Raw genomic sequence first — 14,761 nt, forward strand, 5'->3', positions numbered from 1 at the left:
CGCCCCTCGCCCGCACCACCGCACGGTACGACCCAGAACGGGAAGAGAGAGCATGCAGTCCATCCGCGTCAGCCGGCCCGGCGAGGCGTCCGAACTCCGCCTGGAGCAGATCGGGCAGCCGGTTCCCGGCCCCGGCCAGGTCCTGGTGCGCAACACCGCCGCCGGGGTCAACTTCATCGATGTCTACTACCGCAACGGCACCTATCCCGCCGAACCCCCGTTCACTCCCGGCCAGGAGGGCGCGGGCACGGTCGCCGCCGTCGGCGAGGGCGTCACCGACCTCGCACCCGGCGCCCGGGTGGCGTACGCCTCCCAGCTGGGCGCCTACGCCGAGTACACCGTGGTCCCCGCGGACAAGCTGATCGCGGTGCCCGACGGGGTGGACCTCACCGAGGCCGCCGCAGTCACCCTCCAGGGCCTGGCCGCCCACTACCTGACGCACCAGACGCACCCCGTCGACGACGGCGAGACCGTGGTCGTCCTGGCCGCCGCGGGCGGCCTCGGCCGGCTCCTGGTGCAACTGGCAGCGGCCCGCGGCGCCACCGTGATCGGCATCGCGTCGAGCGAGGCCAAGCAGTCGGTCGCACGGGAGGCCGGCGCCCACCACACCCTGGGCTACGACGGATTCGACGAGGCCGTGCGCGACCTCACCGGGGGCCGGGGCGCCCACGTGGTCTACGACTCCGTCGGCGCCGCCACCCATCTGGCCAGCCTGCGCAGCCTCGGCCGGCGCGGCACGCTCGCCCTGTGCGGGCTGTCGAGCGGTGCCGTACCGCCGCTGGACATCGAACTGCTGCGCGGCGGCGGCTCGTTGTTCCTGACCCGGCCCACCATGAAGGACTACGTGTACGACGCCGAGTCGCTGCGCGCCGCCGGCGAGGCCGTCTTCGGCCGTCTCGCCGACGGCGTCATCAAGCCGCTCGTGCACGCCGCCCTGCCGCTGCAGGAGGCCGCCGAGGCGCACCGGCTGCTGGAGGCCCGCGCCACCACCGGCAAGCTCCTGCTCACGCTCTGACCCGTTCCGCCCGCACCTTCATTCTCTCAGGAGCCCAGATGACCGAGGCCGACCGTCAGCTGCTCTTCGTCGGCGGAGCCGGGGACGCCACCCTCGCCGTGGACGTCGTCTCCACGGCGCTCCAGCAGGCCCGCCGGCGCGGACTGCGCATCCACGTCACCAACCAGGAGGCGACCCTCGCCGCCACCCCGGGCATCACCGCCCAGGCCGACGCCGCCTCCGCGGTCGACTTCTCCACGCGCGGCGCCAGCGCGGCCTGGGCACAGGCGCAGGCGGCCGCGGGGGAGCGCTACGACGTCGTCTTCGGCGTCCGGGAGATGGCGCAGGAGGCGGTGGCCGAGGTCGCCGAGGCGCTCGGCGTGCCCGGCAACCCGCCGCAGGCGGTGCACCGGGTGCGCACCAAGGACGAGGCGCGGGCCCACCTGGCCGCCGCCGGGTTCCCCCAGCCGCGCTTCCTGGTCTGCGAGGACGAGGCCGCGGCGCGCGGGTTCCTGGCGGAGACCACCGGGCCCTGGGTGGTGAAGCCGCGGGACGCGATGGGCAGCGAGGGCGTCACCCGCATCGACGAGCCCGGACAACTGTCCGCGGCCCTCGCCTTCCTGCCCGGCGGAGGGTCCTTCATCGTCGAGGAGTTCGTCGAGGGGCCCGAGTACAGCGCCGAGGGTGTCTTCCTCGACGGCAGGCCGCACGTGCTGGCGCTGACCTCGAAGGAACTGCTGCCACCGCCGAACTTCTTCGAGATCGAGTACGTGATCCCGGCGATCCTGCCCGAGGACACCGCCCGGGAGATCGAGGAGCAGGTCGTCGCGGCACTGACCGCCCTGGAGCTTCGATTCGGCCAGTTCCACGTCGAGTTGTGGTGGACCGGGCGGGGCGTCGTCCTCGGCGAGATCCACGTGCGCAACGCGGGCGGCTGGATCCACCGCATGCTGGCGCACGTGATCCCCGGCCTGGAGTGGTTCGGCCTGGTCTACGACGACGTCCTGGGCAACCCGGTCGACCGGGAGGCGCTGAAGCCGGTGCGGGGCTCCGCGATCCGCTTCCTGACCCCGCCGACGGGCCGCCTGGTCGCCGTCGAGGGCTGGGACGAGGTGTTGTCCCACCCGGCCGTCATCCACGCCGAACTCGCCGTCGCCCCCGGCACGGTCGTCGCGGCGCACCGCTCGGTGGAGAACCGCGTCGGGCACATCGCGGTCGGCGCCGACACCCCCGAGGAGGCGCAGGCCCTGGCCCGGAAGCTGGAGTCCCGGGTCCGGTTCGTGACCGAGCCCGCTCAGGGGTGACGGACGGGCAGCCGCGCCGCCCTCGGATCAGCCGACGACGTCGACCTCGTAGAAGCAGAGGTGGTCCTTGATCAGGGCCACCTCGGGCTTCGGCTCGGGGTAGGCCCAGACCAGGTCCGCCGCGTCGGGCAGCGACCAGTAGGACGCCGTTCCCTTGAAGGGGCAGTGGGTCCGGGTGCCGGAGGGAGCCAGGAGGTCCATGCGGACGTCCTCGGCGGGCAGGTAGTAGCGCACCGGGCAGCCCGTCTCCCGCAGCACGAGCGGCCGGTCGCTCTCCGCCAGGACCTGGCCGCCGTGCACCACGCGGACGCGCCGGGTGCCCTGCTCGATGGTGATCGTGTGTCCTCGGGTCATGAGGAGGACAGCGTTCTCCGGGGCCGTCTTCTTCCCGCGTACGGTGGCCCCATGCGCATCTGTGTCTTCCTCTCCGCCGCCGACCTCGACGACCGCTACACCCGCCCCGCCCGCGAGTTCGCCGCTCTCCTGGGCAAGGGCGGGCACACCCTGGTGTGGGGCGGCTCGGACGTCGGGCTGATGAAGGTGGTCGCCGACGGGGTGCAGGAGGCCGGCGGGCGGCTGTGCGGGGTGTCCGTGGAGTTCCTGGCGGCCAAGGCGCGCCCGGGCGCCGACGAGATGGTGATCGCCCGCGACCTGGCCGAGCGCAAGCGGCTGCTGCTGGAGAGGTCCGACGCCGTGGTGGTCATGGTCGGCGGCACCGGCACCCTCGACGAGGCGACGGAGATCCTGGAGCTGAAGAAGCACGGCCACACGGACAAGCCGGTGGTGCTCCTCAACACCGCCGGCTTCTACGACGGCCTCAAGGAGCAGTTCCGGCGGATGGAGGCGGAGGGCTTCCTGCCGCGCCCCCTGGGCGAGCTGGTGTTCTTCGCCGAGGAGCCGGTCGGAGCCCTGGCCCGTCTGGAGGAGAGCCGGGGCATCGGGTGAGGGTGCGGCCGGTGGTGGCAGCATGGCGGGCATGGCTACCCATGTGATCACCGGTGCCGGGTCCGGCATCGGCGCGGCCGTCGCCCGCCGTCTGCACGCGCGCGGCGACGACCTCGTCCTGCACGCCCGCGACGCCGGCCGCGCCAAGGAGCTGGCGGCCGGCTTCCCCGGGGCGAGGACGCTGGTGGGCGATCTCGCCGACCCCGACAAGCTGTCCTGGGCCTTCTCCCACCAGACGCTCCCGGACCGGGTGGACTCCCTGCTGCACATCGCGGGCGTCGTCGACCTGGGGCGGGTCGGCGACCTGACCCCGAAGGCCTGGCGCCACCAGCTCAACGTCAACCTCGTCGCGCCGGCCGAGCTGACCCGGCACTTCCTGCCGCAGCTGCGGGCCTCCCGCGGCCACGTGGTGTTCGTCAACTCCGGCGCCGGCCTCGCCGCGCACGCCGAGTGGTCCGCGTACGCCGCCTCCAAGCACGGCCTGAAGGCCCTGGCGGACTCCCTGCGCCAGGAGGAGCACGCCCACGGCGTCCGCGTCACCTCCGTCTACCCCGGGCGCACCGCCAGTCCGATGCAGGCCAAGGTGCACCAGCAGGAGGGCAAGGAGTACGACCCCGCGCGGTGGATCGACCCCGAGTCGGTCGCCACCGCCCTGCTCATGGCCCTCGACCTGCCCGCCGACGCGGAGGTCAACGACCTGACGGTGCGGCCGGGCCGGTGAAAAGCAGCGCCGGCGTTCCGTAGGCTTCCCGGGTGAGTGAAAACAGCCAGTTCAGGTTCGGTGCCGCCACCGGGGTCGGGTCGCTGCCCGGCGGCGACGCCCGGGAGGCCGCCAAGACCGCCACCGGGTCCTTCGAGGACTTCGCGTTCCTGCCCGAGCTGCCCGCCCGCGGGCCCGGCGCGGACATGATCGGGCGCACGGCCGGGATGCTCGTCGAGCTGTACGCGCGCGTGGAACCCAGCGGCTGGCGCATCGGCGACCGGCCGGGCCGCGACACCCGGCGGGCGCGGGCCTGGCTCGGCGAGGACCTCGACGCGCTGGAGGAGTTCACGCAGGGGTACGAGGGCCTGCTCAAGGTCCAGGCAGTCGGGCCGTGGACGCTGGCCGCCGGCGTCGAGCTGAAGAACGGCGAGGCCGCGCTGTCCGATCCCGGCGCCTGCCGCGACCTCGCCGCCTCCCTCGCCGAGGGCCTGCGCCTGCATCTCGCCGAAGTGGGGCGTCGGGTGCCGGGCGCCCGGATCGTCCTCCAGCTCGACGAACCCTCCCTCACCGCCGTCCTGCGCGGGCGGATCGGCACCGCCAGCGGCTACCGCACCCACCGCGCCGTCGACCGGCAACGCGTCGAGGCCACACTCCGGGACGTCGTCGCGGCCCACGGGGGCGGCCCCGTCGTCGTGCACTCCTGTGCCCCGGACGTCCCGTTCGCCCTGCTGCGCCGGGCGGGCGCGGCGGCCGTCTCCTTCGACTTCGCCCTTCTCACCGAGCGTGACGACGAGGCGATCGGTGAGGCGGTGGAGGGGGGGACCCGGCTCTTCACGGGTGTCGTCCCCGGCACGGACGGCCCGTTGTCGGACCCTGCCGGTAGCGTCATGGGGGTCAGGACGCTGTGGCGCAGGCTGGGGCTGCATCCGGGGCTGCTCACGGAGGCGGTGACGGTCACCCCGGCGTGCGGCCTCGCGGGCGCGTCCCCCGGGTACGCCCGCCGGGCGCTCGCCCACTGCGTCCGGGCGGCGAGATCCCTCGCGGACAACCCAGAGTAACGGGAGGACAACACGGTGGCCGGCGACAAGCAAGCGGAGACGACGACGGTGCCCGCCGAGGCACGGGAGCAGCACGCGCGGCTGGCGGAGCAGGTCGAGGAGCACCGCTTCCGGTACTACGTGAAGGACGCTCCCGTCATCAGCGACGCGGACTTCGACGAGCTGCTGCGGTCCCTGGAGGCCCTGGAGGAGACGTACCCGCAGCTGCGGACGCCGGATTCGCCGACGCAGAAGGTGGCCGTCGAATTCGAGACGGACCTCGCCGAGGTCGAGCACCACGAGCGGATGCTCTCCCTCGACAACGTCTTCGACGACGCGGGCCTCGCGGCCTGGGCCGAGCGGGTCCACAAGGACGCCGGGACGTCCGACTACCACCTGCTCTGCGAGCTGAAGGTCGACGGGCTCGCGGTGAACCTGACGTACGAGAACGGGCGGCTGACCCGGGCGGCCACCCGCGGCACGGGTCGCATCGGCGAGGACATCACGCCGAACGTCATGACCATCTCGGAGATCCCGCACCGGCTCCCCGGCGACCACGTCCCGCGGCTGGTGGAGATCCGCGGCGAGGTCTACTTCCCGATGGAGGCCTTCGCCGAGCTCAACGCCCGCCGGGTCGCGGCCGGTGAGAAGCCCTACGCCAACCCCCGCAACTCCGCCTCGGGTTCGCTCCGCCAGAAGGACCCGAGGGTGACGGCCACCCTGCCGCTCCACATGGTCGTCCACGGCATCGGCGCCCTGGAGGGCTTCGAGGGGCCGGCCCGTCTCTCCCAGGTGTACGACCTGCTGCGGACCTGGGGGCTGCCCACCTCGCGGCACAACCGGGTGGTCGACGACCTCGACGGCGTGCGGGAGTTCATCGCGTACTACGGCGAGAACCGGCACTCCGTGGAGCACGAGATCGACGGAGTGGTCGTCAAGCTGGACGAGATCCCCCTCCAGGGACGGCTCGGCTCCACCTCCCGGGCGCCGCGCTGGGCGATCGCGTACAAGTACGCCCCGGAGGAGGTCAACACCAAGCTCGTCAACATCCGAGTGGGGGTGGGCCGCACCGGCCGGGTCACGCCGTACGCGCAGGTCGAGCCGGTGACGGTGGCCGGCTCGGAGGTCGAGTTCGCCACGCTGCACAACCAGGACGTGGTCAAGGCCAAGGGCGTCCTCATCGGCGACACGGTGGTGCTGCGCAAGGCCGGTGACGTCATCCCGGAGATCCTCGGCCCCGTGGCCGACCTGCGCGACGGCACCGAGCGCGAGTTCGTGATGCCGGCCGAGTGCCCCGAGTGCGGCACACCGCTGCGGCCGATGAAGGAGGGCGACGTCGATCTGCGCTGCCCCAACGCCCGGACCTGCCCCGCCCAGTTGCGGGAGCGCCTGTTCTATCTCGCGGGCCGCAAGGCGCTGGACATCGAGCACTTCGGCTATGTGGCCGCGGCGGCGCTCACCCACCCGCTGGAGCCCGCCGAACCGCCCCTGGCCGACGAGGGCGACCTGTTCGACCTCACCGTGGAGCAGCTCCTGCCCATCAAGGCCTACGTCCTCGACCAGGACAGCGGTCTGCCCAAGCGCGACCCGAAGACCGGTGAGGAGAAGGTCGCCACCGTCTTCGCCAACCAGCAGGGCGAGCCACGGAAGAACGCGCTTGCCATGCTGGAGAACATCGCCGCGGCCAGGCAGCGGGCGCTCGCCCGGATCCTGACCGGTCTGTCGATCCGGCACGTCGGACCGGTCGCCGCCGAGGCGCTGGCCCGCGAGTTCCGGTCCATCGACCGCATCGAGCAGGCGAGCGAGGAGGAGTTGGCGAACACCGAGGGGGTCGGCGCGATCATCGCCGCCTCGCTCAAGGAGTGGTTCGCCGAGGAGTGGCACCAGGAGATCCTGCGCAAGTGGCGGGCCGCGGGCGTGCGGATGGAGGAGGAGAGCGCGGGCGAGGACGAGGGGCCGCGTCCGCTCCAGGGCCTCACCGTCGTGGTCACCGGCACCCTGGAGAACTTCACCCGGGACGGCGCCAAGGAGGCCCTGCAGACCCGAGGGGCGAAAGTGACCGGTTCGGTCTCGAAGAAGACCTCGTTCGTCGTTGTGGGTGACAACCCCGGATCGAAATATGACAAGGCGATGCAGCTCAAGGTTCCCGTTCTGAACGAGAGCGGCTTCGAGGTCCTGCTGGAACAGGGGCCCGACGCGGCGGCCGAAGTCGCACTCCCGACCGAGGAGTAGCGGTTGAAGGCCACCCGATCGGCGCATATCAGATGCATACGGGTGGCCCGGGCGCAAACGGGCAACCGTCGACGACCGGTGCCCGTGGAAGCCTTCTGCGGCCTACTGTTGAGGTGTGCACCTGCCGTGCCCAACTGCGGTCGGGGCATCCCCTTGTTCCGGACGGGCTCGTCAAGGACGGGGGAAAGGGTTTCCCAACGCGGAGCCGCTGACGGTTGTCGGGCATCGGGCCGCGTGGCGTGGGCACCGCCGGCTGTGAGAGGGACGGGAATGGAACCGACCGAGAGCGCCGCCCCGGCCTCACGACTGCGCTTCCGCCGCATCGCGGGCGCATGGCGTGACCGGGCGACACGGGCATCGGAGCGCGGCGGCGCCCAGGGGCGCGCCGCCACCGTGCGCACCGCGCCGGACGCGCCGCTCGCCCCGGGGTGCCCCGCCGGCCTGGGCGGTGCCGAGCCCGAACGGCACCTGCCGTGGCCCCCGCTGCCCGCCACGGTCCTCGCCTCGGCCGCCGTCGTGCTGGGCGCCGGCTTCCTGCGTGCCTTCACCGGCGACCACGCTCTCTTCCCGTCCGGCGCGGTCGGCTGGTCGCTGGCCCTGCTGACCGGCATCATCGTCGGACACCTCGTCATGCTGGGCCGCGCCCGCTGGTGGGGCGGCACCGGCTCCGGCGCCGCCCTGACCCTCGCCGTGCTGCTGCTCTACGGCTGGGTGCCGGCCGGCATGGTCAGCCTCACCGTCGTCGTCCTGGTCGGCATCGCCCGCCGGCACCGCTGGCGGCAGGGCGTGCTGCACGGTGCGGTGGACATCCTCGGCATCGGCGCCGGCGCCCTGGTGCTGGCCGCCTTCGGCGCCGTCCCGTCCGTCGAGGAACCCTGGGACCCCGACACCTGGACCCTCTACACCGTTCCCGAGGTGGTGCTGGTCGCGGCGGCCTACCTGCTCGTCTCCCGCACGCTGCTGTGGTACCTGCACGCCCCCCGCTCGGGCGGACTGCCCACCGTCGCCCGCACCGCCCTGGTCCGCCAGGGCCTGGTCGCGGTCGCGCTGCTCGGCATCGCCCCGCTGGTGTGCGTGGTGGCCGTGGCCGAGCCGATCCTGCTGCCGCTGTTCTCCATCCCGCTCATCGCCCTCGACTCCACCCTGTGGATCGCCCGGGCCCGGGCGGAGGAGCAGCTGCGCGACCCGCTGACCGGACTGCCCAACCGCCAGTGGCTGCTGGAGCGCATCTGGACGGCCCTGGACGACGCCGAACGCATCGACGCCCGCGCCGCCCTCATGCTGATCGACCTGGACCGGTTCCGCTCCGTCAACGACACCCTCGGCCACCTCGCCGGCGACCGGCTGCTGCTGCAGACGGCCGACCGGCTGCGGCTGGCCCTGCCGCGCGGGGCCGAGGTCGCCCGCCTGGGCGGCGACGAGTTCGCCGTCTTACTGCCCGTCGCCGACTCCACCACCTCGGCGACCCGCGTCGCCCGCAACCTGGTCGCCGCCCTCAGCTCCCCCCTCGATCTGGACGGGCTCACCCTGGTGCTGGAGGCCAGTGCCGGAGTGGCCGTCTTCCCCGACCACGCGCTGGACGCCGAGGGGATGCTGCGCCGCGCGGACGTGGCGATGTACCAGGCGAAGCGGGACCGCACCGGCGTCGAGGTCTACGAGTCCAAGCGCGACTCCAACACCCCCGACCGGCTCGGACTCCTCGGCGACCTGCGCCGGGCGCTGGACGCCCAGGAGGTGCAGCTGCACTACCAGCCCAAGGTCCGCTTCGACGGGCAGGTGGCCGGCCTGGAGGCCCTGGTCCGCTGGGTGCATCCGGAGCGCGGCAAGGTGCCGCCCGACGAGTTCATAGCCATCGCCGAGTCCTCCGGCCTGATGCCCCATCTGACCGAGTACGTACTGGAGACCGCGCTCGGCCAGGTCGCCGCCTGGCGCTCCCAGGGCCTGTTCGTCCCGGTCGCCGTCAACGTCTCCCCCCGCGACGTCCACACCCCCGGCTTCGCCGGCTCCGTCGCCGCCCGCCTGGCCCGCCACGGGGTGCCCGCCGGGGCGCTCCAGCTGGAGATCACGGAACACGTCCTCCTGGAGGACCCTCAGCGTGCCGCCGACACCCTCGCCGGCCTCACCGGCCACGGCGTGAAGATGTCCCTCGACGACTTCGGCACCGGCTACTCGTCCCTGGTGCACCTGCGCAGGCTGCCCGTCAGCGAGCTCAAGATCGACCGCTCCTTCGTCGCCCGCCTCGCCGTCGACACCGAGGACGCCGAGATCGTCCGCTGCACCGTCGACCTCGCCCACTCCCTCGGACTGCTCGTCGTCGCCGAGGGGGTCGAGGACGACGAGACCTGGGAGCGGCTGCGCGACCTCGGGTGCGACGCCGTGCAGGGCTGGCTGGTCGCAGCGGCCATGCCGCCCGAGGAGACCACGGCCTGGTTGCTGGCCCGCGGCTCCCGCGGCTGGCAGCGCCCGGCGGCGGCCCTGCCGGCGGCCACGGCGGAGGACCCGGGCCGACGCGCCTGAGGCCACGCCGGCGGCGCCGCGCGACGCCGCCGGTCGCCCGCCACGCCGCCGGCGCCGGCCGCGGCGTGCCCGCGCTCCACCGGACCCGCCCGTCCGCGGCGGACGCTCCCCGGGTCCCGCCACCCGGTCCCGGGACCGGAAAGAGGGGACCGCCGAGTGCTCCCCGGGGCTCGACGCCCCGCCGGTCCCGCCCCGCGCCACGGCGCCACGGGACGGCTCCCGCGTGCTGAGCGGCCAAGGGCCGCCGGCGCGGCCGAAGGGGGGTCGAGGAAACCGTTTCACGGGCACGCGTCCGTGCCCCATAGGATTGGCCCCACAACCCACACACTCACCCCAGAGGATCGCTGCATGCCTGGCATCACGCGCGAGGAGGTCGCCCACCTCGCCCGGCTGGCGCGTCTGGAGCTGAAGCCCGAAGAGCTCGACCACTTCGCAGGCCAGCTCGACGACATCATCGGCGCGGTGGCCCGCGTCAGCGAGGTCGCCGACCAAGACGTACCGCCGACCTCGCACCCGCTCCCGCTGACGAACGTCATGCGCCCGGACGAGGTCCGACCCTCGCTCACCCCCGAGCAGGCGCTCTCCGGCGCCCCGGCCCAGGAGCAGCAGCGTTTCAAGGTGCCGCAGATCCTGGGGGAGGACTAAGCAGCCATGACGGACATCATCAAGCTCACCGCCGCCGAGATCGCCGCGAGGATCGCCTCCGGCGAGCTCACGGCCGTCGAGGTGACCGAGGCGCACCTCGCCCGTATCGACGCCGTCGACGAGAAGGTGCACGCCTTTCTGCACATCGACCGCGAGGGAGCCCTCGCCCAGGCCCGCGCCGTGGACGACAAGCGCGCCCGGGGCGAGAAGCTCGGCCCGCTGGCCGGCGTCCCCCTCGCGCTGAAGGACATCTTCACCACCGAGGGCATTCCCACCACCGTCGGTTCGAAGATCCTCGAGGGCTGGATCCCGCCCTACGACGCGACGCTCACCAAGCGCCTGAAGGACGCCGACGTCGTCATCCTCGGCAAGACCAACATGGACGAGTTCGCCATGGGGTCCTCCACCGAGAACAGCGCCTACGGCCCGACCGGCAACCCCTGGGACCTCACCAGGATCCCCGGCGGCTCCGGCGGCGGTTCCTCCGCCGCGCTCGCCGCCTTCGAGGCCCCCCTCGCCATCGGCACCGACACCGGCGGCTCGATCCGCCAGCCGGCCTCCGTCACCGGCACCGTCGGCGTGAAGCCGACCTACGGCGCGGTCTCCCGCTACGGCATGGTCGCCTTCTCCTCCTCCCTCGACCAGGGCGGGCCGTGCGCCCGCACGGTGCTGGACGCGGCCCTGCTGCACGAGGTGATCGCCGGGCACGACCCGTTGGACTCGACCTCGATCGACGCCCCGGTCCCGCCCGTCGTCGAGGCCGCCCGCAACGGCTCGGTGGCCGGCATGCGCGTCGGCGTCGTCAAGCAGTTCCGCGGCGAGGGCTACCAGGCCGGCGTCATCCAGCGGTTCGACGAGTCCGTCGAACTGCTGAAGGAACTGGGCGCCGAGATCGTCGAGCTGGACTGCCCGTCCTTCGACCTCGCGCTGTCGGCGTACTACCTGATCGCGCCCTCCGAGTGCTCCTCCAACCTGGCCCGCTTCGACGGCCTGCGCTACGGCCTGCGGACCGGCGACGACGGCGACCACTCCGCCGAGGAGGTCACCTCCCTCACGCGCGAGGCCGGCTTCGGCCCCGAGGTCAAGCGCCGCATCATGCTGGGCACCTACGCCCTGTCCAGCGGCTACTACGACGCCTACTACGGCAGCGCCCAGAAGGTCCGCACGCTCATCACGCGGGACTTCGAGACCGCCTTCGAGCAGGTCGACGTGATCGTCTCGCCGACGACCCCGACCACCGCCTTCGCGATCGGCGAGCGCGCCGACGACCCGATGGCGATGTACCTCGCGGACCTGTGCACCATCCCGACCAACCTGGCCGGCAACGCGGCCATGTCCCTGCCCTGCGGCCTCGCCCCGGAGGACAACCTTCCCGTCGGCCTCCAGATCATCGCCCCGGCGATGCAGGACGACCGCCTGTACAAGGTGGGCTCGGCGGTCGAGGCGGCCTTCGTGGAAAGGTGGGGGCACCCGCTCCTGGAGGAGGCTCCGTCGCTGTGAGTGCACTGTCCAAGGCCAAGGGCTTCAAGAAGTCCAAGTCCGGCACGTACCTGACCATGGCCACCACGGCGTTCGGCGCCCTCGGTGTCGCCAAGCAGATCAAGAAGGCTCGCACCGAGAACGACACGCTGCGCCTGATCGACGCCGCTGTGACCGCCGCCGGGATCGTCACCGGCCTCGCCATCCTCTACCGCGAGCTGAAGCGGCTGGGCGACGACGACGTCCTGCTGGGCTGAGAGGGAAGTTTTCACCGTGACCACCACGACCGACCTGGTGTCGTACGAGGACGCGCTGGCGTCGTACGACCCCGTCATGGGCCTCGAGGTCCATGTCGAACTCGGCACCAGGACCAAGATGTTCTGCGGCTGCTCGACCTCGCTCGGCGCCGACCCGAACGCGCAGACCTGCCCGGTCTGCCTCGGCCTGCCCGGCGCGCTCCCGGTCGTCAACGCGACCGGCGTGGAGTCGGCGATCAAGATCGGTCTCGCGCTGAACTGCGAGATCGCCGAGTGGTGCCGCTTCGCCCGGAAGAACTACTTCTATCCGGACATGCCGAAGAACTTCCAGACCTCCCAGTACGACGAGCCGATCGCCTTCGACGGCCACCTCGACGTGCAGCTGGAGGACGGCGAGATCTTCCGCGTGGACATCGAGCGTGCCCACATGGAGGAGGACACCGGCAAGTCGACGCACGTCGGCGGCGCCACCGGCCGGATCCACGGCGCGTCCCACTCCCTGCTGGACTACAACCGCGCCGGCATCCCGCTGATCGAGATCGTCACCAAGCCCATCGTGGGCGCGGGCGACCGCGCGCCCGAGGTGGCGAAGGCCTACGTCCGCGAGCTGCGCGAGCTCATCCGTGCCCTCGGTGTCTCCGAGGCCCGCATGGAGATGGGCCAGATGCGCTGCGACGTGAACCTGTCGCTGATGCCGCAGGGGTCCGAGAAGTTCGGTACCCGCTCGGAGACGAAGAACGTCAACTCGCTGCGCTCCGTGGAGCGTGCGGCCCGCTACGAGATCCAGCGGCACGCGGCCGTGCTGTCCTCGGGCGGCACGATCGTCCAGGAGACCCGCCACTTCCACGAGGACACGGGGTCGACGACCTCGGGCCGCGTGAAGGAGGAGGCCGAGGACTACCGGTACTTCCCGGAGCCGGACCTCGTCCCGGTGGCCCCGTCCCGCGAGTGGGTCGAGGAGATCCGCGCGGCGCTCCCCGAGCTGCCGCTGGCCCGCCGCACCCGGCTGCTCGCCGAGTGGGGCATCTCCACCACCGACATGCAGGCGATCCTCAACGCCAACGCCCTGGATCCGATCGTCGCCACGATCGACGCCGGTGCCGACGCCGCGTCCGCCCGCAAGTGGTGGATGGGCGAGCTGGCGCGCAGCGCCAACGAGTCCGGCAAGGCCCTGGACGAGCTGGCCATCACCCCGGCGCAGGTGGCCCGGGTGACCGTGCTGGTGGCGAAGGGCGACCTGAACGACAAGCTCGCCCGTCAGGTCATCGAGGGCGTCCTCGCCGGCGAGGGCACTCCGGACGAGGTCGTCGACAAGCGCGGTCTGAAGGTCGTCTCCGACGAGGGCGCCCTGGGTGCCGCCGTCGACGAGGCCATCGCCGGCAACCCGGGCGTCGCCGACAAGATCCGCGGCGGCAAGGTGGCCGCGGCCGGCGCCCTGGTCGGCGCGGTCATGAAGGCCACCCGCGGCCAGGCCGACGCGGCCCGCGTCAAGGAGCTCATCCTGCAGAAGCTCGGCGTCGAGGAGGGCTGATCCCGCGACGGCGCACGGGCCCCGGGGACACCCGTCCCCGGGGCCTTCGGCGTCTTTGCCCCGCCGCCCCGCTCCCCGCGAGTGTCCCCCTCGGCCGGCTGCGGGGTGTCCGTGCCGCCGGGCGCCGCCCGGGGCATCGGCACCTCCTCGGCTCCCCGGGCAGAGGCAGCGCCCGTGCCTGCGGGGCATCGTGGGCGCCGCCTGTCCCGGCCCCGGCCCGCCCGGACGACCACGGCGCCGGCGCCGACCGGCGGGGACGGCCCTGCGGGGACGGGCTCGTGGCGCTCCCCGGCAGGGGCGGGCGCCGCGCGACCCGGACGGGGACGGTCGTCGCGCCGCTCCCACGGGCACCGGGGACGCATGCCGCGTCGCGGCAATCGGGGATCCGCGTCGACGGGTGAAACCCGGCTGTCCATGCCGCCCCTCGGCAGTCGGGCATCCGCACCGCCCCGTGCCCCCGCCGCGGTCCCCGTCCGCGTCGCCGGCGGGACGGTGACCTCCCCGCCGGTCCCGCGGGCGGAGACGCTACGCTCGCGCCGCATGGATGGACGTGCCGATTCCGATTCCGCCCCCGAGACGCCCCGGGACCTGGGGCCCGAGGATGCAGAGGACCCCGAGGAACAGCACTCCGCGGACCGGACGCCGCGGGCCGCCCCGGAGTCCGCGGAACCCGGGGAGCCGGCGGGTCCGGGGGAGCGGGTCGAGGACGCGCGGCGGGCCCGCTGGACGGCGGCCGGCACCGGTGCCCTGCTGGCCCTCGCCGGGGTCGCCGCCGCGCTGATGCGCCTCACCGGCACCGCGCCCGTCCTGGTGCCCGCCGCCTACGCCCTCGGCGCCGCGGGCTGCGGCTGCGCCGCCGTCCTCGGCTCGCGTGGACGGACCCGGCGCGCCCTGTGGCTGATGATCGCCGGAGTGATGGTGATGGCCCTCGGGGACCAGTTCGACTGAACGTGCCGACGAGGTGACAGAGTTCACCTCGTTGTCCTGTGACGTGCCTCCCAGTGCTGTGAATAAGCCCACGAAGTCCTCAAAGGATCATTTCCTCCTGCAAGAGTGGCTTTGCATTGCTCAAGCGTTCTTTGCGGGCCTTTCGTGACACGAACGACTGTTCCCGGTC

The 14,761-nt window shown here is 73.0% G+C and carries 13 protein-coding genes; 12 read left to right on the forward strand and 1 reads right to left on the reverse strand.

Annotation, left to right across the window (positions count from 1 at the left end; genetic code table 11):
- Positions 1 to 52: 52 nt before the first annotated feature.
- Positions 53 to 1,015, forward strand: coding sequence for a quinone oxidoreductase family protein (locus JS756_RS18880; protein WP_205384297.1), 963 nt, complete (start codon positions 53 to 55; stop codon positions 1,013 to 1,015).
- A 38-nt stretch (positions 1,016 to 1,053) separates the two neighbouring features.
- The gene (locus JS756_RS18885; protein WP_205384298.1) at positions 1,054 to 2,298 is read left to right on the forward strand and encodes an ATP-grasp domain-containing protein; all 1,245 of its coding nucleotides are present in this window, start codon (positions 1,054 to 1,056) and stop codon (positions 2,296 to 2,298) included.
- Positions 2,299 to 2,325: 27 nt separating this feature from the next.
- Here the strand turns inward: JS756_RS18885 and JS756_RS18890 are convergent, their stop codons facing one another.
- Positions 2,326 to 2,652 carry a DUF427 domain-containing protein gene (locus tag JS756_RS18890; protein WP_205384299.1) on the reverse strand — a complete coding sequence of 109 codons (327 nt, stop codon included), beginning with the start codon at positions 2,650 to 2,652 and terminating at the stop codon, positions 2,326 to 2,328.
- Positions 2,653 to 2,703: 51 nt separating this feature from the next.
- On the opposite strand from JS756_RS18890, the gene JS756_RS18895 reads away from it, so the two are divergent.
- The 10 genes from JS756_RS18895 to JS756_RS18940 all read left to right on the forward strand — a co-directional run bounded on the left by JS756_RS18895 (position 2,704) and on the right by JS756_RS18940 (position 14,592).
- On the forward strand, positions 2,704 to 3,243 hold the full coding sequence (locus JS756_RS18895; RefSeq protein ID WP_205384300.1) for an LOG family protein: 540 nt from the start codon (positions 2,704 to 2,706) through the stop codon (positions 3,241 to 3,243).
- Between the two features lie 22 nt (positions 3,244 to 3,265).
- Complete coding sequence (locus JS756_RS18900; RefSeq protein WP_205384301.1) at positions 3,266 to 3,964, forward strand: SDR family oxidoreductase; 699 nt, start codon at positions 3,266 to 3,268, stop codon at positions 3,962 to 3,964.
- A 32-nt stretch (positions 3,965 to 3,996) separates the two neighbouring features.
- On the forward strand, positions 3,997 to 5,004 hold the full coding sequence (locus JS756_RS18905) for a methionine synthase (RefSeq protein WP_205384302.1): 1,008 nt from the start codon (positions 3,997 to 3,999) through the stop codon (positions 5,002 to 5,004).
- 15 nt (positions 5,005 to 5,019) lie between these two features.
- On the forward strand, positions 5,020 to 7,215 hold the full coding sequence (gene ligA / locus JS756_RS18910) for an NAD-dependent DNA ligase LigA (protein WP_205384303.1): 2,196 nt from the start codon (positions 5,020 to 5,022) through the stop codon (positions 7,213 to 7,215).
- A gap of 270 nt (positions 7,216 to 7,485) precedes the next feature.
- Positions 7,486 to 9,732 (forward strand): putative bifunctional diguanylate cyclase/phosphodiesterase, encoded by a 2,247-nt coding sequence (locus JS756_RS18915; RefSeq protein WP_205384304.1) that lies wholly within the window; start codon positions 7,486 to 7,488, stop codon positions 9,730 to 9,732.
- Between the two features lie 348 nt (positions 9,733 to 10,080).
- On the forward strand, positions 10,081 to 10,377 hold the full coding sequence (gatC, locus tag JS756_RS18920) for an Asp-tRNA(Asn)/Glu-tRNA(Gln) amidotransferase subunit GatC (protein ID WP_031117542.1): 297 nt from the start codon (positions 10,081 to 10,083) through the stop codon (positions 10,375 to 10,377).
- A 6-nt stretch (positions 10,378 to 10,383) separates the two neighbouring features.
- Positions 10,384 to 11,877, forward strand: coding sequence for an Asp-tRNA(Asn)/Glu-tRNA(Gln) amidotransferase subunit GatA (gatA, locus tag JS756_RS18925; protein WP_205384305.1), 1,494 nt, complete (start codon positions 10,384 to 10,386; stop codon positions 11,875 to 11,877).
- Entirely contained in the window at positions 11,874 to 12,113 is a 240-nt protein-coding gene (locus tag JS756_RS18930; protein WP_205384306.1) for a hypothetical protein, read from the forward strand. The genes gatA and JS756_RS18930 overlap by 4 nt, the downstream gene beginning before the upstream one ends.
- 16 nt (positions 12,114 to 12,129) lie before the next feature.
- On the forward strand, positions 12,130 to 13,644 hold the full coding sequence (gene gatB / locus JS756_RS18935; protein ID WP_205384307.1) for an Asp-tRNA(Asn)/Glu-tRNA(Gln) amidotransferase subunit GatB: 1,515 nt from the start codon (positions 12,130 to 12,132) through the stop codon (positions 13,642 to 13,644).
- 540 nt (positions 13,645 to 14,184) lie between these two features.
- Complete coding sequence (locus tag JS756_RS18940) at positions 14,185 to 14,592, forward strand: hypothetical protein (protein WP_205384308.1); 408 nt, start codon at positions 14,185 to 14,187, stop codon at positions 14,590 to 14,592.
- Positions 14,593 to 14,761 lie beyond the last annotated feature (169 nt).

Source organism: Streptomyces actuosus (assembly GCF_016921115.1).
In the GTDB taxonomy this organism is placed as follows: Bacteria; Actinomycetota; Actinomycetes; order Streptomycetales; family Streptomycetaceae; genus Streptomyces; species Streptomyces actuosus_A.

Excerpts from the sequence above, each read along its gene's own strand:
- JS756_RS18880 (WP_205384297.1), top strand. The coding sequence starts at position 53 with ATGCAGTCCATCCGCGTCAGCCGGCCCGGCGAGGCGTCCGAACTCCGC.
- JS756_RS18885 (WP_205384298.1), top strand. The coding sequence starts at position 1,054 with ATGACCGAGGCCGACCGTCAGCTGCTCTTCGTCGGCGGAGCCGGGGAC.
- JS756_RS18890 (WP_205384299.1), bottom strand. The coding sequence starts at position 2,652 with ATGACCCGAGGACACACGATCACCATCGAGCAGGGCACCCGGCGCGTC.
- JS756_RS18895 (WP_205384300.1), top strand. The coding sequence starts at position 2,704 with ATGCGCATCTGTGTCTTCCTCTCCGCCGCCGACCTCGACGACCGCTAC.
- JS756_RS18900 (WP_205384301.1), top strand. The coding sequence starts at position 3,266 with ATGGCGGGCATGGCTACCCATGTGATCACCGGTGCCGGGTCCGGCATC.
- JS756_RS18915 (WP_205384304.1), top strand. The coding sequence starts at position 7,486 with ATGGAACCGACCGAGAGCGCCGCCCCGGCCTCACGACTGCGCTTCCGC.
- gatC (WP_031117542.1), top strand. The coding sequence starts at position 10,081 with ATGCCTGGCATCACGCGCGAGGAGGTCGCCCACCTCGCCCGGCTGGCG.
- gatA (WP_205384305.1), top strand. The coding sequence starts at position 10,384 with ATGACGGACATCATCAAGCTCACCGCCGCCGAGATCGCCGCGAGGATC.
- JS756_RS18940 (WP_205384308.1), top strand. The coding sequence starts at position 14,185 with ATGGATGGACGTGCCGATTCCGATTCCGCCCCCGAGACGCCCCGGGAC.